The 21362-nt window shown below is 71.5% G+C and carries 17 protein-coding genes and 5 pseudogenes; 8 read left to right on the forward strand and 14 right to left on the reverse strand.

The features are described 5' to 3' along the window. Positions 1 to 19: 19 nt before the first annotated feature. Together MLUT_RS18390 and MLUT_RS18395 are read right to left on the reverse strand one after the other, a co-directional pair. Positions 20 to 1432, reverse strand: coding sequence for a class II 3-deoxy-7-phosphoheptulonate synthase (locus MLUT_RS18390; RefSeq protein WP_010078484.1), 1413 nt, complete (start codon positions 1430 to 1432; stop codon positions 20 to 22). A 71-nt stretch (positions 1433 to 1503) separates the two neighbouring features. After that, positions 1504 to 2211, reverse strand: a complete 708-nt coding sequence (locus MLUT_RS18395; RefSeq protein ID WP_012750923.1) for a lysophospholipid acyltransferase family protein — start codon at positions 2209 to 2211, stop codon at positions 1504 to 1506. 68 nt (positions 2212 to 2279) lie between these two features. Here MLUT_RS18395 and MLUT_RS18400 point away from each other — a divergent pair, with 68 nt between their 5' ends. Both MLUT_RS18400 and MLUT_RS18405 read left to right on the forward strand, forming a co-directional pair. Further along, entirely contained in the window at positions 2280 to 3050 is a 771-nt protein-coding gene (locus MLUT_RS18400; RefSeq protein ID WP_010078481.1) for an alpha/beta hydrolase, read from the forward strand. 115 nt (positions 3051 to 3165) lie between these two features. Continuing rightward, the gene (locus tag MLUT_RS18405) at positions 3166 to 5001 is read left to right on the forward strand and encodes an AMP-dependent synthetase/ligase (RefSeq protein WP_010078480.1); all 1836 of its coding nucleotides are present in this window, start codon (positions 3166 to 3168) and stop codon (positions 4999 to 5001) included. Positions 5002 to 5063: 62 nt separating this feature from the next. Here MLUT_RS18405 and MLUT_RS18410 read toward each other — a convergent pair whose 3' ends face one another. The 8 genes and pseudogenes from MLUT_RS18410 to MLUT_RS23340 all read right to left on the reverse strand — a co-directional run bounded on the left by MLUT_RS18410 (position 5064) and on the right by MLUT_RS23340 (position 14811). Next, the gene (locus MLUT_RS18410) at positions 5064 to 6527 is read right to left on the reverse strand and encodes a mycothione reductase (protein ID WP_010078479.1); all 1464 of its coding nucleotides are present in this window, start codon (positions 6525 to 6527) and stop codon (positions 5064 to 5066) included. Between the two features lie 81 nt (positions 6528 to 6608). Next, a complete protein-coding gene (locus MLUT_RS18415) occupies positions 6609 to 10127 on the reverse strand; it encodes a pyruvate carboxylase (protein WP_010078478.1) in 3519 nt (1172 codons plus the stop codon). Between the two features lie 110 nt (positions 10128 to 10237). Next, positions 10238 to 10801: a MerR family transcriptional regulator gene (locus MLUT_RS18420; protein ID WP_012750924.1), complete on the reverse strand. Its 564-nt coding sequence runs from the start codon at positions 10799 to 10801 to the stop codon at positions 10238 to 10240. 212 nt (positions 10802 to 11013) lie between these two features. Beyond that, positions 11014 to 11529 carry a bifunctional nuclease family protein gene (locus MLUT_RS18425; protein WP_012750925.1) on the reverse strand — a complete coding sequence of 172 codons (516 nt, stop codon included), beginning with the start codon at positions 11527 to 11529 and terminating at the stop codon, positions 11014 to 11016. Next, positions 11522 to 12265: a transcriptional regulator FtsR gene (ftsR, locus tag MLUT_RS18430; protein WP_012750926.1), complete on the reverse strand. Its 744-nt coding sequence runs from the start codon at positions 12263 to 12265 to the stop codon at positions 11522 to 11524. Before ftsR ends, MLUT_RS18425 begins: the two co-directional genes overlap by 8 nt. Positions 12266 to 12277: 12 nt before the next feature. Then, a complete protein-coding gene (locus tag MLUT_RS18435; protein ID WP_012750927.1) occupies positions 12278 to 12703 on the reverse strand; it encodes an FHA domain-containing protein in 426 nt (141 codons plus the stop codon). A gap of 101 nt (positions 12704 to 12804) precedes the next feature. Then, on the reverse strand, positions 12805 to 13191 hold the full coding sequence (gene gcvH / locus MLUT_RS18440) for a glycine cleavage system protein GcvH (protein ID WP_002854607.1): 387 nt from the start codon (positions 13189 to 13191) through the stop codon (positions 12805 to 12807). A gap of 85 nt (positions 13192 to 13276) precedes the next feature. After that, positions 13277 to 14811: pseudogene (locus MLUT_RS23340) on the reverse strand (peptide MFS transporter). Positions 14812 to 14911: 100 nt separating this feature from the next. Between MLUT_RS23340 and MLUT_RS18450 the strand changes: the two are divergent. After that, positions 14912 to 15433 (forward strand): adenine phosphoribosyltransferase, encoded by a 522-nt coding sequence (locus MLUT_RS18450; RefSeq protein WP_010078475.1) that lies wholly within the window; start codon positions 14912 to 14914, stop codon positions 15431 to 15433. 108 nt (positions 15434 to 15541) lie between these two features. On the opposite strand, the pseudogene MLUT_RS23825 reads toward MLUT_RS18450, so the two are convergent. The 3 genes and pseudogenes from MLUT_RS23825 to MLUT_RS18470 form a co-directional block, all read right to left on the reverse strand. Beyond that, positions 15542 to 16437: pseudogene (locus MLUT_RS23825) on the reverse strand (IS5 family transposase). A 101-nt stretch (positions 16438 to 16538) separates the two neighbouring features. Continuing rightward, positions 16539 to 17450, reverse strand: coding sequence for a cation diffusion facilitator family transporter (locus MLUT_RS18465; RefSeq protein WP_010078472.1), 912 nt, complete (start codon positions 17448 to 17450; stop codon positions 16539 to 16541). After that, the gene (locus MLUT_RS18470) at positions 17450 to 17824 is read right to left on the reverse strand and encodes an ArsR/SmtB family transcription factor (RefSeq protein ID WP_010078471.1); all 375 of its coding nucleotides are present in this window, start codon (positions 17822 to 17824) and stop codon (positions 17450 to 17452) included. Before MLUT_RS18470 ends, MLUT_RS18465 begins: the two co-directional genes overlap by 1 nt. Positions 17825 to 17902: 78 nt before the next feature. Between MLUT_RS18470 and MLUT_RS24090 the strand changes: the two are divergent. From MLUT_RS24090 to MLUT_RS23635, 5 genes and pseudogenes are all read left to right on the forward strand, one after another. Next, positions 17903 to 18031, forward strand: a pseudogene (locus MLUT_RS24090) (ArsR family transcriptional regulator); the annotation flags it as partial. A 101-nt stretch (positions 18032 to 18132) separates the two neighbouring features. Further along, positions 18133 to 18625, forward strand: a pseudogene (locus MLUT_RS23630) (transposase); the annotation flags it as partial. A gap of 62 nt (positions 18626 to 18687) precedes the next feature. Further along, entirely contained in the window at positions 18688 to 19020 is a 333-nt protein-coding gene (locus MLUT_RS18485) for a DUF3024 domain-containing protein (protein ID WP_010078467.1), read from the forward strand. Between the two features lie 44 nt (positions 19021 to 19064). Then, positions 19065 to 19262: a hypothetical protein gene (locus MLUT_RS18490; RefSeq protein WP_010078466.1), complete on the forward strand. Its 198-nt coding sequence runs from the start codon at positions 19065 to 19067 to the stop codon at positions 19260 to 19262. Positions 19263 to 19321: 59 nt separating this feature from the next. Then, a pseudogene (locus MLUT_RS23635) lies at positions 19322 to 19965 on the forward strand (transposase); the annotation flags it as partial. Positions 19966 to 19998: 33 nt separating this feature from the next. Here MLUT_RS23635 and MLUT_RS18505 read toward each other — a convergent pair. Further along, positions 19999 to 21342, reverse strand: coding sequence for an IS256-like element ISMlu11 family transposase (locus MLUT_RS18505; RefSeq protein ID WP_012750929.1), 1344 nt, complete (start codon positions 21340 to 21342; stop codon positions 19999 to 20001). Positions 21343 to 21362: the final 20 nt, after the last annotated feature.

Genomic DNA, 21362 nt, shown 5'->3' on the forward strand with positions numbered 1-21362 from the left:
GGCGTGCCCGGCCGCGCGGTCAGGCCCGCGGCGCGCGGCGCTCGGGGTGCGAGAGGGCCTCGGTGACCTTGAACGCCATCTCCAGGGACTGCTGGTGGTTCAGCCGCGGGTCGCACAGCGTCTCGTAGCGGGCGTCGAAGTCGGCCTCGTTGATCGGGTCGGAGCCGCCCAGGCACTCGGCGACGTCGTCGCCGGTCAGCTCGACGTGCATGCCGCCCGGGTGCGTGCCGAGCTCGCGGTGCACCTCGAAGAAGCCGCTGACCTCGTCCATCACGTCCTCGAACCGGCGGGTCTTGTAGCCGTTGGCCGCGGTCACGGTGTTGCCGTGCATGGGGTCGGTGACCCACACCGGCTCCAGCCCTGCGTCGCGGACGCCCTCGACGATGCCGGGCAGCACGTCCCGGATCCGCTCCGCACCCATGCGGGTGATGAAGGTCAGGCGGCCCGGCTCGCGCTCCGGGTCCAGCCGCTCGGCGAGCTCGAGCGCGTCCGCGACCGTGGTGGTCGGGCCGAGCTTCACGCCGATCGGGTTGCGGACCCGGGAGAGGAAGTCGACGTGGGCGCCGTCCACCTGGCGGGTGCGCTCGCCGATCCACAGGAAGTGGGCGCTCGTGGCGCAGGGGTCGCCGCTGCGCGAGTCCACGCGGGTCAGGGCGCGTTCGTAGTCGAGCAGGAGCGCCTCGTGGGCCGAGTAGAACTCGGTGCGGCGCATGGCCTCGAAGTCCACGCCCGCGGCGTTCATGAAACGGACCGCGCGGTCGATCTCGGCGGCCATCTCCTCGTACTGGGCGTAGGCCGGGTTGGCCATGAAGCCCTGGTTCCACTGGTGCACGCTGCGCAGATCGGCGAAGCCGCCCTGGGTGAAGGCGCGGACCAGGTTCAGGGTGGAGGCGGAGGTGTGGTACGCCTGCACCATCCGTCGGGCGTCGTGCCGGCGGGCCTGCTCGGTGAACTCGTAGCCGTTCACGATCTCGCCGCGGAAGCTGGGCAGCGTGACGCCGTCGCGGGTCTCCGTGTCCGAGGACCGCGGCTTCGCGAACTGGCCGGCGATCCGACCCATCTTCACGACCGGCATGGAGGCGCCGTAGGTCAGCACCGCGGCCATCTGCAGGATGGTCTTCACCCGGGCGCTGATCCGGTTGGCGGTGGACCCGGCGAACGTCTCAGCGCAGTCGCCGCCCTGCAGGAGGAACGCGCGGCCCTGGGCGACGTCGGCCAGACGGGCGCGCAGCAGGTCGACCTCGCCCGCGAAGACGAGCGGGGGCAGAGCGCTCAGCTCGGCGACGGCGGCGTGGTGATCGGCCTCGTCCGCCCAGGACGGCGCCTGCGCGATCGGCAGCGAGCGCCAGTGGTCCAGACCGGGGATGTCGGCGGCGCCCTCCGAGATGGCGGTGCCGAAGGCCAGGATCTTCTCGCGGGGGTCTTCAGTCATGCACACCAGGCTAGGGGCCGCGGGCCGCGCCCCGGTCTGGGCGTCCCCGGATGACGACGCGCGGGCCCCGCTCAGTCGCGGGCGCGCGGCGGAGCGGCCATGCGGCCCGCCTTCACGTCCGCCGCGTAGGTGTCCACGTACTCCTGGCCCGACAGGCGCCGGATGGCCTCCATGATCTCGTCCGTCACCTCCCGCAGCACCCGGCGGTCGTCGGCGGCCTCGGCACGGCCGGAGAAGTCCAGCGGCTCGCCGAAGATCATGCCCAGGCGCCGGATCCGCGGCAGCACGTGGCCGATCGGCTGGACCCGGTCCGTGCCGATCATCGCGATGGGCACCACGGGCGCGCCCGAGGCCAGCGCAAGCTTGGCCACGCCGATCCTGCCTCGATGCAGCCGCCCGTCCGGGCTGCGGGTGCCCTCCGGGTAGATCCCGAGCAGCCGGCCCTCCCGCAGCGCCTCGAGGCCCGCGTCCAGCGAGCGCAGGGACGCCTCTCCGCCGGAGCGGTCCATGGGCAGCTGGTTCGCGGCCTCGAAGAACCGGCGGGTGACCCACCCCTTCACGCCCGGGCCGGTGAAGTACTCGTGCTTGGCCAGGAAGTGCACCTGGCGGTCGAGCATGGCCGGCATGAACACCGAGTCCGAGACGGACAGGTGGTTGCTGGCCAGGATCGCCGGCCCCTCGGTCGGCACGTTCCCGAGGCCCTTCACCCAGGGGCGGAACAGCAGGCGGGTGGCCGGAGCCACGGCGAACGTCTTGGCGGACCAGTAGAACGTGGACACGAGGGCCTTCCGGTCGGGGCGGTCGGGTGCCTGCCCATCGTACGGTTCCCCTGCCTTACCCTGGCACCATGCCCCGCCCCGTCGCCGTCGCCCCCGAGGACCTCCCCCTGCGCCTCATGCCCGCCGCTCCCGCCCGGCGCGACCACTGCGTCGTGCTCCTGCACGGGTTCACCTCGACTCCGGCCTCCGTCCGCGCCTGGGCCGAGGGGCTCGCGGCAGGCGGCTCCCCCGTGAGCGTGCCCCTGCTGCCGGGGCACGGCACCCGGTGGGAGGACCTGGCCGCCACCGGTGCGGACGAGATCCGCGCCGCCGTCCGGGCCGTCGTGGACCTCGAGCTCGCCCGACACGGCCGCGTGGTCATGGCGGGCATCTCGATGGGCGGCGCCCTCGCGCTCGACGCCGCGGCCCACCGACCCGTGGCCGGGGTGCTCGTGGTGAACCCCGCGCTGCGCTTCGCCAGCCCGCTCGCCCCCTTCGCCCCGCTGCTGGCCCCGTTCGTCCCCACGGTCGACCCGATCGCGGACGACATCGCGGACCCGACGGCGCGCGAGCGCGCCTACCCCCGCACGCCGACGGCCGGCGTCGCCGCCCTCGGCCGCATCCAGCGGGCCGCCCGCCGCGCCCTGCCGCAGATCACGGCGCCCGTGACGGTCTACCGGTCCGCCCGCGACGCCGTCGTGCCCGCCTCGAGCCACCGGACCCTGGTGCGGGGCCTGCGCCAGGCCCCCGTGGAGGTGGTGGGACTGCCCCGCAGCCGCCACGTCGCCACGCTCGACTACGACCTGCCGCTGCTGATCGACCACGGCCGGAGCGCGGTCGCCGCCATGACGACGCACTGAGTCGCGCCCCGGACCCCACCGCTCCCGGTTGTAGAGTGTGCGTGACACGACTCACACTTACTTCCGTTCTGCCGACCACCGGTCGTCGGAACCGACCCAACGCCCGAGGAGTCCCATGCACGAGATCAGCGAGCCGTACCAGCCCCGCCTGTCCCCGGAGGCGAACATCACGGACTTCCTGGAACGCCAGGCCACGGAGCGTCCCGACCACGGCCTCTTCGCGGTGGCGGACGCGCAGGATCAGTGGACGGACGTCTCCGCCCGGGACGCCCGCGAACGCGTGCGGGCCCTGGCCAAGGGGCTCATCGCCGCCGGGATCCAGCCCGGGGAGACGGTCGGGCTCCTGGCCTCCACCCGCCTGGAGTGGACACTGGTCGACTTCGCCATCTGGTATGCCGGCGCGGTCACCGTGCCCGTGTACGAGACCTCCTCCGTCAGCCAGGTGTCCTGGATCATCGAGGACTCGCACGTGCGCGCCGTCGTGACCGGGAACGAGGACCTCGCCAAGACGGTGCGGGACGCGGTGCAGCGCGAGGGCCTGCCGGAGCTGATCGGCCTGTGGACGATGGACCCGGCCGACGGCGCCCCCGGCTCCGGTCTCGAGGCGCTCGTCGCCCTGGGCACGGACGTCACCGATGAGGAGCTCGAGACGCGCCGGTCCTCCGCCGGCCTGGCCGACCTGGCGACCATCATCTACACCTCCGGCACCACGGGCCGACCCAAGGGCTGCGAGCTCACGCACGAGAACTTCGCGGAGCTCGTCAACCAGACCCTGTCCTCCTCGCTCGGCGACGTCGTGCGCCAGGACACCTCCACCGTGCTGTTCATCCCCCTGGCGCACGTGTTCGCGCGCTTCGTCTCCGTGCTCACCGTCGCCGCGGGCGCACGCTGCGGGCACGTCTCGGACATCAAGCGGCTCTCGGTCTCCCTGCAGACCTTCCAGCCGAGCTTCGTGCTGGCCGTGCCGCGCGTGTTCGAGAAGATCTACAACGCGGCGCTGCTCAACGCGCAGAGCGGCGGCAAGGAGAAGATCTTCCGCCGTGGCGCGGACGTGGCGATCCGCTGGTCCCGGGCGCTGGACTCGGGCCAGATGACGGCGCCCCTGCGGCTGCAGCGCGCGTTCTACTCCGCGCTGATCTACCGCCGGATCCGGACGGCCATGGGCGGCCGGCTCGCGTACGCGGTCTCCGGCGGCGGCCCCCTCTCCACCGACCTGGCGCACTTCTTCCGCGGCGTGGGCGTGACCATCCTCGAGGGCTACGGCCTCACCGAGACGACGGCCCCCATCACCGTGGGCCGGCCGGACCGGCTGAAGATCGGCACGGTCGGACACCCCCTCGGCGGCAACCAGGTGCGGATCGCCGAGGACGGCGAGATCCTCACGCGCGGCACGTCGCTGATGCGCGGCTACCACAACCGGCCGGAGGCGAACGAGGAGGCTTTCGAGGACGGCTGGTTCCGCACCGGCGACCTCGGGGCCCTGGACGACGACGGCTTCCTCACGATCACCGGCCGCAAGAAGGAGCTGCTGGTGACGGCCGGCGGCAAGAACGTGGCACCGGCGATGCTCGAGGACGCGATCCGCAGCGACGCGCTCATCTCCCAGGTGATGGTGGTCGGCGACGGCAAGCCCTTCATCGCGGCGATCGTCACCCTCGACACCGACACCCTGCCCGCGTGGCTCGCCGCGAACGGGCTGCCGAAGGACCTCGACGTCGCCGCGGCCGCACGCGAGGACGCGGTGCGCCGCCACATCCAGGAGGCCGTGGACAAGGCCAACAGCCTGGTCTCGCGCGCCGAGGGGATCCGGGAGTTCCGCATCCTCGACCGCGACTTCTCCCTGGAGGAGGGCCATGTGACCCCGTCCCTGAAGATGCGCCGGTCGGCGATCATGAAGGACTTCGCCGCGCAGATCGCGGACATCTACGGGGAGCCCGCCCCGCAGAACTGAACGCCCCCTCGACGACGGCGCCCGGCCCCCGCGGCCGGGCGTCGTCGTCCCCGCGGGTCCGGTCAGAGCAGACCGGAGTCCGGCACGTCCAGGCCCAGCAGCGCGTTCTCGACGACCTCGGTGAGGGCCGGGTGGGGCCAGTACTGGCCCCGCGCGAGCCGGTGGGCGTCGATGCCGAACGCCATGCCGGTCACGAGCGGCTGGATGAGGTTCGCGGCCTCGTGCCCCAGGATGTGCCCGCCCAGGATCCGTCCGGTGGCCTTCTCCGCGACGACGGTGCACACACCCTCGGTGTCCTCCATGGCCCAGCCGTAGGCGACGTCCCCGAAGGACTGGGTCTTCACCGTGATCGCGTCCGCGCCGTAGTCGGCGAGCGCCTGCTCCACCGTGAGCCCGACGGAGGCCGCCTGCGGGTGGGTGAACACGGCCGCCGGCACGGGGCCGAGCGTGTTGGCGCGGAGGTCGTCCGGATGCTCCAGGTTGTGCGCGACGACGCGGGCCTCGTGGTTGGCCACGTGCTTGAGCTGCCACGTGTTGGCGACGTCCCCGAGCACGTAGACCCCCTCCACCGGCGCACCGTCGGAGAGCGCGCGCTGGTGCTCGTCGCTGGCCAGGACGCCGTCGTCGGTGACGTCCAGTCCCGCGGCGGCGGGGTCGAGGCGGTCCGTGTTCGGCGTCCGGCCGACCGCGATCAGCACCGCGTCCGCCTCGATGGCCTCCTCCACGATGCCGGTCTGCTCCTGGCCCTCCGCGCGATCCAGGCGCACCCGGACCCAGCCGTCCGCGGCCCGCTCGGCGTCCTCGACCGGTTCGATCCCGGCCGGGGTCCACCCCGTGCGCAGGTCCCACCGTCGGGCCGCGATCCTCGTGAACGTCGTGGACACGGACATGTCGTGCTGCTTGAGCAGCCGGTGGCCGCGGTTGACCTGGACGACCTCGGTGCCCAGCCCGGCGAAGACGGACGCGAACTCGCAGGCGATGAACCCGCCGCCCACCACGAGCAGCCGCCGCGGCAGCCGATCCAGTCGCATGACGGTGTCCGAGGTGTGCACCGACGGCAGGTCCAGACCTGGGATCTCCGGGAGGGTGGGCCGCGACCCCGCGGCGACCACGACCTGGTCCGCCGTGATCTCCCGACCCGAGGCGGTGCGCACGCGGCGGGGACCGACGAAGCGCACCTCCTCCTGGATCACGCTCGTGTAGTCCAGATCATCCCGGCGGTAGCGCAGCCCGTCCCGGCTGATGCCGTCGATGCGCGTGAAGATGCGGTCCCGGATGGCCGGGAAGTCGGCGCCCGTGAACTCCAGCCCCACCCCGAGGCTCCGGGCCTCGGGCGGCAGCGCCGCCAGGCTGGCCGGGTAGGCGTACATCTTGGTGGGGATGCAGCCGACGTTCAGGCAGGTGCCGCCGAACGTGCCGGAGTCGGCGATCACGACGCTCCGGCCCTTCCAGTGTTCGCTGACCAGGGAGTTCCCCGATCCGGATCCGATGATGAGCAGGTCGTGGTGTTCCGCAGTGGTGGCCATGCCTCCCAGGATAGGCACGGGCCCGGACGCGTGGCGTCCGGGCCCGTGGGGTGGCCCGCCGGCGGCGGGCTCACGCGGGGCTCACTCGATCACGAGCAGCAGGTCCCCGCCGTTGACGGGCGTGATGCCCTCCGTGACCACGCGGCGCACGGTGCCCGCGGCCTGGGCCGTGATCGCGGCCTCCATCTTCATCGCCTCGATCGTGGCCACCGCCTGGCCGACCTCGACGGCGTCGCCCTCGGCCACCTGGACGGTGACCGAGCCCGCGAACGGGGCGGCGACGTGGCCGGGGGTGCCGGGGTCCGCCTTCTCCGCGGTCCGCACGGTGGACTCGATCGAGCGGTCGCGGACGGTCATCTGGCGCAGCTGGCCGTTCAGGGTGACCATCACGGTGCGCATGCCCTTCTCGTCCGGCTCGGAGACGGACATGAGGGTGGCGAGCAGCCGCACACCGCGTCCGAGCGAGATGACGTGCTCGCGCCCGGGGACGAGGCCGTAGAGGAAGTCGCGGGTGTGCAGGGTGACGGTGTCCCCGAACTCCTCGCGGTGCGCCTCGAACTCCTTCGTGGGGCCGGGGAAGAGCAGGCGGTTCAGCACCCCGCGGCGGGTCTGTCCGGCCTCGGCGAGGGCGCTCGAGTCCTCCGCGGAGATCTCCACCATGCCCGCGCCCTCGCGGCGACCCTGGAGGGCCTTGGTCCGGAAGGGCTCCGGCCAGCCGCCGGGCGGGTCGCCGAGCTCACCGCGCAGGAAGCCGATCACGGAGTCCGGGATGTCGAACTCCTGCGGACGCTCCGCGAACTCCTTCGGGTCCACGCCGGAGCCGACCAGCTGCAGCGCCAGATCGCCCACCACCTTGGAGGACGGGGTGACCTTGACGAGGTGGCCGAGCAGGTCGTCGGCCGCGGCGTACATCGACTCGATGGCCTCGAACCGCTCCCCCAGGCCGAGCGCGATCGCCTGCGTGCGCAGGTTGGACAGCTGGCCGCCCGGGATCTCGTGGTGGTACACGCGGCCGGTCGGGGCGGGCAGCCCCGCCTCGAAGGGCGCGTACGCCGAGCGGACGGACTCCCAGTAGGGCTCCATCGCGGTGGCGGCCTCGAGGCCGAGACCGGTGTCCCGCTCCGTGTGCTCGAGCGCCGCCACCAGGGCGGACAGCGGCACCTGGCTGGTGGTGCCCGCCATGGACGCGGTGGCCGCGTCGACGGCGTCCACGCCGGCCTCCGCCGCTGCGAGCAGGGTGGCCAGCTGACCGCCGGCGGTGTCGTGCGTGTGCAGGTGCACGGGCAGGTCGAACTCGGCGCGCAGGGCGGTGACCAGCTCGCGCGCCGCGGCGGGCCGCAGCAGGCCCGCCATGTCCTTGATCGCCAGGACGTGGGCGCCGGCGTCGACCATCCGGCGGGCGAGGCCCAGGTAGTAGTCGAGCGTGTAGAGCGTCTCCTTCGGGTCCGTCATGTTGCCCGTGTAGCACAGGGCCGCCTCGGCCACGGCGGTGCCCGTGGCACGCACCGCCTCGATGGCCGGGGCGATCTGTTCGACGTCGTTGAGGGCGTCGAAGATGCGGAACACGTCGACGCCGGACGCCGCGGCCTCGGCCACGAACGCGTCCGTCACCTCGGTGGGGTACGGCGTGTATCCCACCGTGTTGCGGCCGCGCAGCAGCATCTGGATCGGGATGTTCGGCAGCTCTGCGCGCAGCAGCTCGAGGCGCTGCCACGGGTCCTCGTGGAGGAAGCGCAGCGCGACGTCGTACGTCGCCCCGCCCCAGGCCTCCACCGAGAGCAGCCCCGGCAGGGTGTGCGCGACGGCGGGGGCGGCGGCCAGCAGGTCGCGCGTGCGGACGCGGGTGGCCAGCAGGGACTGGTGGGCGTCGCGGAACGTGGTGTCCGTGACGGCCAGCGCGGTCTGCTCACGCAGGGTGCGGGCGAAGCCCTCGGGGCCCTGCTCCAGCAGCACCTGACGCCAGCCGTGCGGGGGCACCGCGTCCTCGTTCCGACTCGGGCCGTCGAAGGGCGAGCGGTCCGGCTCCTGGTGCTTGTCGCCCGGGTGCTCCGGGAGGCGGTCACGAGGGTCGATGCCCTCGACGCGCGGGCCGTGCGGCTGGTTGACGGTGACGTCCACGAGATACTGCAGGGCCTTGGATCCGCGGTCCTGGGAGCGGTTCACCGTGGCCAGCTCGGGGTGCTTGTCGATGAAGTCCGTGGCGACGTCGCCGCTGAGGAACTGCGGGTCGTCCATCACGTTCATCAGGAACGGGATGTTGGTGGCCACGCCGCGCACGCGGAACTCTGCCAGGGCGCGGCGCACGCGGCGCACGGCCGTGGCGTAGTCGCGTCCGCGGCAGGTGAGCTTGACCAGCATGGAGTCGAAGTGCGGGCTGATCTCCGCACCGGCGTAGATGGTGCCGCCGTCGAGGCGCACACCGGAGCCGCCGGCCGAGCGGTAGGCGGTGATGGTGCCGGTGTCCGGGCGGAAGCCGTTGGCCGGGTCCTCGGTGGTGATGCGGCACTGGATGGCGAAGCCGCGGACCTGGAGGGCGTCCTGCGTGATGCCCAGCTCGGGCAGGGTGGCGCCGGCGGCGATGCGCAGCTGCGCGCCCACCAGGTCCACGTCCGTGACCTCCTCGGTCACGGTGTGCTCCACCTGGATGCGGGGGTTCATCTCGATGAACACGTGCTGGCCCGCACGCTCGCCCGCCGTGTCCACGAGGAACTCGACGGTGCCCGCGTTGACGTACCCCATCTCCTTGGCGAAGGCGACGGCGTCCCGGTGCAGGGCCTGCCGGATCTCCTCGTCCAGGTTCGGGGCCGGGGCCATCTCGATGACCTTCTGGTGGCGGCGCTGGAGCGAGCAGTCCCGCTCGAAGAGGTGCACGACGTTGCCCTCGCCGTCGGCGAGGATCTGCACCTCGATGTGCCGCGGACGCAGGACGGCCTGCTCGAGGAACACGGTGGGGTCGCCGAAGGCGGTGTCCGCCTCGCGCATCGCGGCCTCGAGTGAGCCGCGCAGGTCCTCGCGGCGCTCGACGCGGCGCATGCCGCGGCCGCCGCCTCCGGCGACGGCCTTGACGAAGATGGGGAAGCCGATCTCCTCGGCCTGCTCCAGGAGCCACTCGACGTCGGCGCTCGGGTCCGAGGAGGCCAGGGTGGGGATGCCCGCACGCTTGGCCGCGCGCAGGGCCTCGACCTTGTTGCCGGTCAGCTCGAGGACGTCGGCGGGCGGGCCGACGAAGGTGATCCCGTTCTCGGCCGCGGCACGGGCCAGGCCGGCGTTCTCCGACAGGAAGCCGTAGCCCGGATAGATCGCGTCGGCCCCGGCGTCCTTCGCCACGCGGATGATCTCGTCCACGTCGAGGTAGGCGCGCACGGGGTGGCCCTCCTCGCCGATGCGGTAGGCCTCGTCCGCCTTCTGGCGGTGGATCGAATTGCGGTCCTCGTAGGGGAAGACGGCGACGGTGCGGGCGCCCAGCTCGTAGCAGGCGCGGAAGGCGCGGACAGCGATCTCGCCGCGGTTGGCCACCAAGACCTTGGAGAAGACGGCGCCGGCTCCGGTCGACCCGGCCGCGTCCTCTGGAGGGGTGAAGTTCTCGACAGGTGCGGTCATGGTTGGGAGTGTGTCACACCGCACGCGAGTTCCGCCTCGTGTCGCGCACACTCACCGCTGCGAGACGAAAGATGACTGGCTCGGCCCTCCGGGGCGCCCGCGGTGGAGGGTCAGGCGGAGCGGCGGGCCCGACGCCGCCCGGCCAGCTCGTCCCCCGGCTCGGGGGCGCCCACCACGCTCTCGCGCGGCAGCTCGGCGAGGCTGCCCTCGACCTCGCGCCACACGCGGCCGACGGCGATCCCGAAGACGCCCTGGCCGCCCTGGACGAGGTCCACGACCTCGTCCGCCGAGGTGCACTCGTACACCGAGGCGCCGTCGCTCATCAGGGTGATCTGCGCCAGGTCCTCGACGCCCCGCTCGCGCAGGTGGCCCACGGCGGTGCGGATCTGCTGGAGCGAGACGCCGGTGTCCAGGAGGCGCTTGACCACCTTGAGGACGAGGATGTCGCGGAACGAGTACAGCCGCTGGGAGCCGGAGCCGGAGGCGCTGCGGACCGTGGGGGCCACGAGATCCGTGCGGGCCCAGTAGTCGAGCTGGCGATAGGTGATGCCGGCGGCCTTGCACGCGGTGGGACCGCGGAAGCCGACGTCGTCGCCCTGGGTCCTGCCCTCGTCGAAGAGCGTGCCCTGGGCGCCGAGCGCAGGGGGCCGGCCAGGACCTGCAGTGGGTGTCACGGGGAACCTCCTGGTGCGGGGCCCCCGGTGCGGGGAGGGGGACACGACCGTCGCGTGCCGCCGGTGACCGTGGCGGCGCTCCCCGGTGACCGTGGGGAGGACGACGGAGGCGCCCCGGGTGGCGGGGCCCTCATCCCCTCGAAGGTACGCGCGGGTCCGGGGGCGGTCAACGAAGCCGGCGGCGAGACCGCGCCGTGTCGCACCGGCTCCGCTCAGGCGAAGTCCTCGGGGCGCACCGTGTCCAAGAAGTCGCGGAAGTCCTCGACGGCGCGCTCCTGGCCGGCGTCCTCCTCCCCCGTCCGCGCCGGCATGCCGGCGTCCGCGAGCACGGCGGGGGTGCCGAGCACGGGGGCGTCGGCGCGCAGGGCGACCACGACGGCGTCCGACGCGCGGGCGTCGACCCGGGCGCCCGTGGAGAGCACGAGCTCGGCGTGCACGACCTCGTCCCGGACCTCGGTGAGCCGCACCCGCACGACCTCGGCGCCCAGGGCGTCGACGGCGGCCAGGAGCAGCTCATGGGTGAGGGGCCGGGGCGCGCGGACGCCCTCGAGCGCGAGCGCGGCGGCGGCGGCCTCGGGCGCGCCCACCCACAGCGGGACCATCGTGCGGCCGGGCGGGTCCACCAGCAGGATCACGTGGTGCTGTTCGGGCAGCTCGACGCGCACGCCGAGCACGGAGAGCGGCACGTCGCCGGCGTCGTCGGCGGGCACGGGGCGCGGCTCAGTCATCCCACTGCTCCAGCCCCACGGCCACGAGGGCCGCATGCAGCCGCAGGCTGGCCTGCGCGATCTCGCGTGCCGAGCGGGCCACGCGGGGGCGGGTGCCGGCGTCGCGGCGGGCCTGCAGCGGGGCGACGGCGCGCTCCACCAGGCCCAGTTCGCGGTCGGCCGCGGCCCGCAGCGGGCGCAGGTGCCGGGGCTCCAGGCCGTGGCCCGCGAGCACGACGGCGGCCCGGGCCACGTCCATCGCGTGGCTCGGGTAGCCGCCGTCGGGATCGACGGGCAGGAGCGAGTACTGATCCAGCTCGGCCAGCAGCTCCTCGCCCGCACCGGATTCGGCGGCGAGCTCGGCGCGGGTCCACGACCGGCGGCCCCCGGCGACCTCGCGGCCGAGCCGCTCCGCGTCCGAGGACGCCGGGACCGCTGCGGTCCCGGGCATGCCGGTGGGGCGTTCGCCGCGGTCCAGCGCGGCCAGGTGGTCGGCGATGACCTTGAGCGGCAGGAAGTGGTCGCGCTGCAGCGCGAGGACGAACCGGAGCCGGTCCACGTCCTCGGGCCGGAAGCGCCGGTAGCCGGCGGGGGTCCGCTCGGGCAGCACGAGGCCGCGGTCCTCCAGGAAGCGCACCTTGGACGCGGTGACGCCGGGGAATTCGGCTTCGAGGGCGGCCACGACCTCGCCGATGCCCAGCCGGCCCGCAGGGCGGGCGGTGGGGACGGCGTCGGGGCGCGGGCGCGGATCGGTCACGAGGATGACGGCTCAGCCCCGCGCAGGCCCGGCGTAGTACGTGAGGCGGTACTTGCCGATCTGCACGTGCATCCCGGAGCGCAGCAGGATCTCGTCCACGCGGTCGTGGTTCACGAAGGTGCCGTTGAGGGAGTTCAGGTCCACGAGCCGATGGCCGCCGTCCTCGGCCCGGAACTCCGCGTGACGACGGGAGACGGTGACGTCGTCGAGGAGGATGTCCGCGTCCGGGTGGCGCCCCACGGAGACCACGTCCTCGTCCAGCAGGAAGCGGGCGGACTGGTCCGGGCCCTCGTGGGCGAGCAGCAGCGCGGAACCGGCCGGGAGGGCGCGGATCGCGTCCGACTCCTCACGGGTGAGGTCCGCCGAGACCAGCGGCGCCAGCTCGGTGAGGTTGATGGCGGAGGTGGACAGGTCCGGTTCACGTCCGGGCTGGTTCATGGGGTGCTCCTGTGCGGGGGCCGGCGCCGCGGCGCCGGAGGGAGAGACGAAGGGGACGCCGTCGCCCCGCCAGCCAGCGGCGGGGCGACGGCGGACGGGGCTCAGCTGGTGTGCGAGGCGTAGCCCTCGGCGTCCATGAGGCCCTCGAGCTGGGCCTCGTCCGCGAGGGTGATCTCGAACAGCCAACCGCCCTCGTAGGGGGCGGAGTTGACCAGGCCGGGCTCGCCGTCGAGCTCGTCGTTGACGGCGGCCACGGTGCCGGAGACCGGGGCGTAGATGTCCGAGACGGACTTCGTGGACTCGACCTCGCCCACCGCGGTGCCCGCGGTGACCTCGGTGCCGACCTCCGGCAGGTCCACGTACACGACGTCACCCAGCGCATCCTGGGCGAAGTCGGTGATGCCCACGCGGACCGTGCCGGCGGCACCGGCCTCGGCGATCCACTCGTGCTCGGCGGAGTACTTGAGGCCTTCGGGGATGGAGCTCATGGAGTGCGCGTCCTTTGTGTGGTCGGGAGTGATGACGTCGTCTCGCAGACTACCGAGCGGCGCGTGACTCGCGCCACTGGCGCGCTCAGAGCACGCCGCGCATGCCGCGACGCACCGGCTTGGCGATGGCCAGCACGATCAGTCCCACGCCGAGGGTGACCGCACCGATCATGCCGAAGTAGCCCACCTCGTTCTGTTCCGAGTAGGAGCCGGCCAGGGAGCCTGCCAGGGCCGTGCCCAGGGCCACGGCCAGGTTGTACAGCGAGACCATCATCACCGGGAAGCTGCGCGGGGCGACCTTGGTGGCCAGGGAGAGGCCCACCGGGGAGACGAGCAGCTCGCCCATGGTGCAGACGAAGAGGATCAGCGTCAGCCACAGCAGCGGCACGGCGACGACGTCGGCCACCGGGATGAACAGCAGGAAGGCGATGCCGATCAGGACGATGCCGATGCCGAACTTCACCGGGGTGGCGGGCTGGTGGGTGCCCAGCTTGGTCCACAGCGCGGCGATCACCGGGGCGAACACGATGATGAAGACCGGGTTGATGGAGTTGACCCACTCCATGGGCATGAGCCAGCCGAACAGGTTCCGGTCGAGGCGGTGCTCGGAGTACAGCGCGATCACGGTGAACTGCTGCTGGAAGAGGGCGAAGAACACGGACGTGCCGATGAACAGCGGGATGAACGCCTTCACGCGCGAGCGCTCCTCCTCCGAGACCTTCGTCGAGGTCAGCAGGACGGCGAAGATCGCGATGGCCGCGACGGCGGCGAGCACGACGACGGCGTCGGAGAGGTTGTCCAGGGTGATGACGCCCGTGAGGAACAGGACCACGACGACGGCGACCATCCCCAGGCCGATCAGGCCCCAGCGGCCGTACTGCGACCGCGGCAGCGGATCCGGGACCCGGTGCACGTCCGTGGGCAGGTTCTTGCGGGTCAGGGCGTACTGCGCCAGGCCGATGGCCATGCCGGCGGCGGCGACGCCGAAGCCCACGTGGAAGCCCATCGTGTCGCGCGCCAGGCCGGTGAGCAGCGGGCCGAAGAGGGCGCCGATGTTCACGCCCATGTAGAAGATGGAGAAGCCGGCGTCGCGCTTGGGGTCCTCGCGGGAGTACAGGGAGCCGACGAGGTTCGTGGCGTTGGCCTTGAGGCCGCCCGAACCGACGGCGACGAGCACGAGGCCGAGGGTCAGACCCGGGACCCCGGGACGAGGGCCAGCGCGATGTGGCCCAACATGATCCCGACAGCGCTGAAGAACATGGTGCGCTCGGAACCGAGCAGGCGGTCGGCGACCCAGCCGCCGAGGATGCAGAACACGTACACCATGCCGCCGTAGGCGCCGACGATGCCCGTGGCCACGGCCGGGTCGATCCCGAGGCCGCCCTCCGCGGCGGTCCAGGACATGTAGTACACGAGCATGGCCTGCATGCCGTAGAAGGAGAAGCGCTCCCACAGCTCCACGGAGAACAGGTTCGCCAGCGGGCCGGGCTGGCCGAGGAACGGGCGGCCGCGCCAGTCGGGGGTTGCGTCGTCGGGACGGGTGGCCGTCGACGCCGCCACGCGGGCGGGCGGCTCGACGTCGGGCACGCGGCCCGCGAGAGGATTCTGGGGATTTTCCACCGATCCACTGTCCTCCTCCAAGGGAGTCAGAGCAAACTCCCCGCCCGATGACGCCGATCACATCCGCGGCCCGGGCGGCGTCCGTCCTAGAGTGGAGGCCGTGTCCGCCACCTCCGAGATCGCCCGTGCCCGCTCCCTCATCCGCGTGGTCCCCGACCATCCCAGCCCGGGCGTGGCCTTCCAGGACATCACGCCCCTGCTCGCCGACGCCCGCGCTCTGAGGGCGTGCGTCGAGGCCCTGGTGGCGCCGTTCGAGGGGCGCTTCGACCTCGTGGCCGGCCTCGAGGCCCGCGGGTTCCTGCTCGCCGGGGCGGCCGCCGTCCTGACCGGCACCGGCCTCGTGCCGCTGCGCAAGGCCGGGCGCCTCCCGGCTCCCGCGGCCCGTGCGGACTACACGCTGGAGTACGGGACCGCGAGCATCGAGGTCTCCGAGGACCTGCGGGCCGGGTCACGGGTGCTCCTGCTCGACGACGTCCTCGCCACGGGCGGCACCCTCGCCGCCGGCCGACGGCTCATCGAGGCGCGGGGCGCGGAGGTGGTGGGCGCGGCCTGCCTGCTGGAGCTCACGGCCCTCGGCGGCCGGGCCGTCGTGCCGGACACGCACGTGCTGTTCGCGGCCTGAACCGCCCCGCCTCACCCGATGGGGAGTGGCGGGCCGGGCGGCCCGCCCCGGGTACGACGAAGCCGGAGCCTTGCACTGCAGGGCTCCGCTTTGGTCGACGTGGTCGGGCTAGGGCATGTCTGACAATCGTTTTGACCATGCGAGCACAGCATTCAGGACCACAGCGGCCCTGTAGATGATCGCGTACTTGTCATACCGGGTCGCCAGGCCCCGCCACTGCTTCAGGTGAGCGTACTGACGCTCGATGACGTTGCGGCCCTTGTAGGCGTCCGCGTCGAGGCTGACGGGGCGCCCGCCGCGGGCACCGCGCCGTCTGCGGTGGCCCTGCTGGTCGGCCGGTTCGGGGATGACCGCTTTGATCCCACGGGCACGTAGGTGGGTGCGGATCGCCCGGGAGGAGTACGCCTTATCGCCCAGCACGGCCTCGGGGCGGGTCCGGGGGCCGCCCTACTGGCCGGGTCACGCGCAGCTGCTCCAGAAGAGGAAGCAGCATCGGGGAGTCCCCTGCCTGGCCGGGGGTGATCAGGCTGACCAGCGGCAGCCCGGTCCCATCGACGAGCTGATGGATCTTCGTGCTCAGCCCGCCACGGGAGCGCCCGATGCCGTGATCGGCCGGCTCCTCACGCGGATTCTTGTAGTTCGATCCATCCCCCTGTGTGGCGGGTGATGTTCGTCGCGTGCTGGTGGGCGCGGGCGATCGTGGAGTCCACCGAGACCGACCAATCGATCAGGCCTTCGGCGTCAGCGGCGGCGGTCAGCGTGGCCAGCACCGTGTCCCAGGTGCCTTTTTCGGCCAAGCGCCGATGCCAGGTCCACACGGTCTGCCAGGGCCCGTAGACCTCGGGCAGATCCCTCCAAGCGATTCCGCACCGGTACCGGTAGATGATCGCCTCCACCATGGTGCGGGCGTCGGCGAACGGCCTGCCGGCGCGGCCGGTCCGGGTCGGGAGCATGGGGGCGATCAACTCCCATTGGGCGTCGGAGAGCATCTGGAACCGGGACATGTCCCCAGGGTCTCAGCTGACTCGTGCATCTATTCTCAGACACGCCCTAAGACGTTGCTCAAGCATGTGCGGCTCTCGCGAGCGGGCTTCCGTGCCGAGTGCTACCAGCTCAGGTCGTGACAGCCGTCGCTGCCGGCGCCCTCCACTTGCAAGGTGGCATGGGCGATACCGTAACGGTCGCGCAGCACCCGGCGCGCGCCGGCAAGCACGGCGCCGTGGTCCGCGCCCTGGTCAGCGACCAGGTGGGCCGTGGCCACGTTCATCCCCGACGTCAGGGTCCACAGGTGCAGGTCGTGGACCTCCTCCACCCCCTCGACCGCGTCCAGGTCACCGGTGACGTCCTCCGGGTCCACCCCTTCCGGGGCGTGCTGGCCCAGCACCGCGATCACCTGCCTGCCCAGAACCACCGCCCGGATGATGACGAAGACCGCGATGAGCGCCGCGACCACGACGTCCCAGATCGGCTGGCCGGTGAGGATGATCAGCACGCCGGCGACCATGACACCCACCGACCCGGCGGCGTCGGCGATCACCTCGTAGTAGGCGCCCTTGACGTTCAGGCTGTCCTTGGCCCCGCTGCGCAGCAGCAGCATGGAGATGATGTTGATCACCAGGCCGGCGAAGCCGACCGCGAGCATGGCGCCGGAGGCCACCTCCGGCGCGTCGCCCAGCCGGCTGATGGCCTCGACCACCACGTACACCCCGACCGCGAGCATCGCCAGCACCGCCAACGCCGAGGCGAACACCTCGGCCCGGTAGGAGCCATAGGTGCGTGGCCCCGTGGAGTCTGGCCGGCTCGCGATGCGCGTCGCCAGCAGCGCCGCACCCAGCACCACCACATCGGCAGCCATGTGCCCGGCATCCGACAGCAGCGCCAACGACCCCGACACCAGCCCCGCGACCAGCTCGATCAGGAAGAAGCCCGCCGTCAGGGCGAACGCCCCCGCCAGCCGCCGACGGTAGCGGCCACCGGCATGCCCGGTCGCCGGGGCATGGCTGTGTCCCGCCCCCATCAGCCCTGCCCCTCGTGGCGGGCGTGCTCACGGGAGACGTCCAGCAGCATCCGCACATGCCCGTCAGCGAGGCGGTAGTACACCATCCGCCCCTCCCGGCGGCTCTCGACCACCCCAGCGGTACGCAGCACCCGCAGCACCTGGGACACCGACGCCTCCGCGACATCTACCGACGCCGCCAGGTCACACACGCACAGCTCGCCGGCCTCCAGCAACGCATACAGCGCCCGGGCACGGCGCGGGTCCCCCAGGAGCTTGAACAGCCCGGCCAACCTGCCGGCCTCGCGCTCGTCGGGGATCCTCTCCCGGGTCAGCGCCACCTTCTCCGGATGGACGGCGGTGACCTGACACGAATCCAACGGCGTCACACTCATGCCACGACCATACACCTATGCAGATATCAGCAGCGGGAGCCACACACGAGAGGTCAGCAGGTTCTGTATGGTCAGCGCATGCTGACTATTGCTTCGCGGCTGGACGTGATGAACCGGCTGGGCCGGGCGATGGCCGACCCGACCCGCTCCCGCATCCTCATGACACTCCTCGAGGGCCCGAGCTACCCGGCGGTACTCGCCCGCGACCAAGGTGTTGTGGGTCATGAGGTTCTTGCCACGAGGCCCGGGCTGAGATGAGACGAGCGGGCCTCTCCCGCAGGATGGAAGTTCCTACACCACCCACGGCGGTGTGCCCGAAGTCGCAGTGGCCCGCGGTGAAAGCGCTGCTGCACAGCGTCTACACCCAGCCCGACGTCGAGGCGGTGATCGCCCAGTACGAGCACATGATCGACAGCCTGGCCACCCATCTGCCGGCCGCTGCCGAGCACCTCGAGGGCGCCCGCGATGAGGTGCTCACGTTCACGAAGTTCCCGTAAGGAGGTGTGGAAGAAGATCTGGTCGAACAACCCGAACGAACGGCTCAACAAGGAGATCCGGAGACGCACCGACGTCGTCGGCATCTTCCCCAGCCGAGTCGCGGTGATTAGACTCCTCGGCGCGGTGCTGGCCGAGCAGCACGACGAATGGACCGAATCACGGCGCTACATGAGCCTGGAATTGCTGACCGCGACCGACACGATGCTCGCCGAAGCAGCCGCGAAAGCCGCGGCTGAACAAGCCGCCCTACAGGTCAGCGACACCATGACCGACGACCCCGGCCAAGCGGCACTCGCCGCCTGACAACCCACCCGACCACGAGGAACCCGACAAAGCCTCGATACACCACTCAAAAGGACTTGACCATGGCTATGCCCGAGACCGACCTGCTGCGCATCGGCCGCTGGTGCCGTGAACGCGTGCCCGAGCACCTGTGGGATCAGGTGAGAGTAGAAGCCGAGATCGCCGACCGGCACGTCACGATCATCGAGACGCGGCCGCCGTGGGACGGGCAGGGCGACTGGACGCGGTTCCCGGTCGCGCGCCTGCGATACACCGTCAAGACCGGCCAGTGGAGCATCTACTGGTGTGACCGGCACATGAAGTTCCACGAGTACACGAAGAGGCGCCCGACGAAGAACGTCCAGAGTCTGCTCGACTACATCGGCAGCCACCAGGATCCGATCTTCTGGGGCTGAGAGCTCCCACGGCCGTGTCGGTACTCACCGCTACGGTCGGGAGTATGAGCGAAGAGCAATGGGATGAAGCGGCCTTCCGCGCATCGATCCCGGCCGCGCGCGAGAAGGTTGAGTTTGCCGCTAGGTTCTGCGAGATCGGCCCCTCACAGCCCCGCTGGGATAGTCACCGTCCCGTCGTCGAGTTGATCTTCTATCTCTGCAAGCTCGACTACGACATCAAGGTGCTCCTGCTGCCTTCCTGACCGATTGAAGCGCCCTGGGTTTGTTGGAGGCTCCTGACCTTGGAAACGAGGATGGAGTTATGCCGAAAGAGCAGACAGCGGGGAAGCCGACGACGCGTCGGTATTCGCCGGAGGAGAAGGCCGCGGCGGTCCGGATGGTGCGGACGCTGCGTGCCGAGCTGGGAACCGAGCACGGGACTGTGCAGCGGGTCGCGACGCAGCTCGGATACGGGGTCGAGTCCGTGCGGAGGTGGGTCAAGCAAGCCGACATCGACGACGGCGTCACCTCTGGCGTGAGCAGCGCTGAGGCGCAGCGGATACGTGAACTGGAGCAGGAGGTCCGGGAGTTGCGACGGGCCAACGAGGTCCTCAAGCGTGCCGCGTCTTTCTTCGGGGCGGAGCTCGACCGCCACTACCGGAAGTAGTCGCGTTCATCGACGCGAACAAGGATGACCTGGTCGACGGTCCCCGGCTCGGAGTCGAGCTCATCTGCACGCTGCTGCAGGTGGCTCCGAGCAGCTACTACGCCGCCAAGACCCGCGCCCCCTCGGCTCGCGCGGTGCGGGACGAGGAGCTGATCCCGCAGCTGGTCGAGCTCGGGGAGACGAACTACCGCGTCTATGGAATCCGCAAGCTCTGGAAAGCCGCCGGCCGGGCGGGGATCATGATCGGCCGAGACCAGACCGCTCGGCTGATGCGCGCTGCAGGCATCGAGGGTGCGCGGGGGCGTGTCAACTTGTCTGTGTAAGCGGGGTGGTCACAGGTAGGGGTTGATCCGGTCGGGGTAGGCCGCGGCGAGCTGGGCGAGGGCCTGCTTCCAGTTCGTGACGGCCTGGCCTTCGACGAGCCGGCCCTGGGCTTTGCGCTGGCCGGCGGGTTTGCCCCGGTCCCGAGCGCGTTCGGCGGCGCGTTTGTCTTCGATGTTGCAGATCGCCAGCCAGAGCAGCTTCACCGCCGCCTCGGTCGAGGGGAAGTGGCCGCGGTTCTTGGTCACCTTCCGTAGCTGGAAGTTCAGCGACTCGATGCTGTTGGTCGTGTAGATGACCTTGCGGAGCATGGGTGGGAACTGCAGGAACGGGATGAACCGCTCCCAGGAGTTCGCCCAGGTCGCGGCTGCAGACGGGTACTTCGTGCCGAGCTCGGAGGCCTCGAACTCGGCCAGCGCCTTCCTCGCGGTCTCTTCGTTGGGGGCGGTGTAGATCGGCTTCAGCGCGGCGGCGACCTTCTTGCGGTCCTGGTAGGCCACGAACCGCATCGCGGCCCGGATCAGGTGAACCACGCAGGTCTGGACCATCGAGTCCGGCCACGTCGCCTCGATCGCCTCCGGCAGGCCCTTGAGCCCGTCGCAGCACACGATCAGCACGTCCTGCACGCCCCGGTTGGCGAGATCGGCGCAGACGTGGGCCCAGAACGCCGAGCCCTCGGTGTCCTGGACCCAGATCCCCAGCACGTGCTTGATGCCCTCGAGGTCCACGCCGACGGCGATGTAGGCGGCACGGTTGAGGACCTGGCTGTTCTCTCGGATCTTGATCCGGATTGCGTCGAGATAGATCACCGGATAGAACTCCTCCAGCGGCCGCGACTGCCACGCCAGGACCTCTTCGCTCACGGCGTCGGTGATGTTGGAGATCGTCTCGTGCGACAGGTCCGTGCCGATCGTGGAGGCCAGGTGGTGCTGGATGTCCCGGATCGTCATTCCGCCGGCATAGAGGCTGATGATCATGTCATCCAGGCCCCCGAGGCGCCGCTGGCCCTTGGGCACCAGGCGCGGGGTGAACGACCCGCCCCGGTCTCGCGGGACGTCCAGCTCGATCGGCCCGACCTCGGACTCCACGGTCTTCGGGGTGGTCCCGTTGCGGGAGTTGGCGTGCTTCGGCGCCTCGCTCGAGCCCTTCTCGTAGCCCAGATGGCTGGTCAGCTCGGCCTGCAGGCCCCGCTCGAGCGCGGCCTTGACCAGCGCGGGCACGAACCCGCCGTCACCGGTGAGCTCGACGCCGCCCGCGTCGATCTGCGCGAACAGGGCATCAAGCTGCCCTGAGGCTTTCAGCTGCTCGACCAGGTCCTGGCCCGAGGGCTCGCCTGGGTTCTTCTCGTCGATCATGGTCATGATTCTTACCGTTC

It is taken from the genome of Micrococcus luteus NCTC 2665 (assembly GCF_000023205.1).
Classification (GTDB): Bacteria; Actinomycetota; Actinomycetes; order Actinomycetales; family Micrococcaceae; genus Micrococcus; species Micrococcus luteus.

Coding starts and splice junctions, on each gene's coding strand:
- MLUT_RS18425 (WP_012750925.1), bottom strand. CDS start 11,529: ATGACTGAGCCGCGCCCCGTGCCCGCCGACGACGCCGGCGACGTGCCG.
- MLUT_RS18465 (WP_010078472.1), bottom strand. CDS start 17,450: ATGGGGGCGGGACACAGCCATGCCCCGGCGACCGGGCATGCCGGTGGC.
- MLUT_RS18400 (WP_010078481.1), top strand. CDS start 2,280: ATGCCCCGCCCCGTCGCCGTCGCCCCCGAGGACCTCCCCCTGCGCCTC.
- MLUT_RS18470 (WP_010078471.1), bottom strand. CDS start 17,824: ATGAGTGTGACGCCGTTGGATTCGTGTCAGGTCACCGCCGTCCATCCG.
- MLUT_RS18410 (WP_010078479.1), bottom strand. CDS start 6,527: ATGGCCACCACTGCGGAACACCACGACCTGCTCATCATCGGATCCGGA.
- MLUT_RS18435 (WP_012750927.1), bottom strand. CDS start 12,703: ATGAACCAGCCCGGACGTGAACCGGACCTGTCCACCTCCGCCATCAAC.
- MLUT_RS18490 (WP_010078466.1), top strand. CDS start 19,065: ATGAGCGAAGAGCAATGGGATGAAGCGGCCTTCCGCGCATCGATCCCG.
- MLUT_RS18485 (WP_010078467.1), top strand. CDS start 18,688: ATGGCTATGCCCGAGACCGACCTGCTGCGCATCGGCCGCTGGTGCCGT.
- MLUT_RS18505 (WP_012750929.1), bottom strand. CDS start 21,342: ATGATCGACGAGAAGAACCCAGGCGAGCCCTCGGGCCAGGACCTGGTC.
- gcvH (WP_002854607.1), bottom strand. CDS start 13,191: ATGAGCTCCATCCCCGAAGGCCTCAAGTACTCCGCCGAGCACGAGTGG.
- MLUT_RS18390 (WP_010078484.1), bottom strand. CDS start 1,432: ATGACTGAAGACCCCCGCGAGAAGATCCTGGCCTTCGGCACCGCCATC.
- MLUT_RS18415 (WP_010078478.1), bottom strand. CDS start 10,127: ATGACCGCACCTGTCGAGAACTTCACCCCTCCAGAGGACGCGGCCGGG.
- MLUT_RS18405 (WP_010078480.1), top strand. CDS start 3,166: ATGCACGAGATCAGCGAGCCGTACCAGCCCCGCCTGTCCCCGGAGGCG.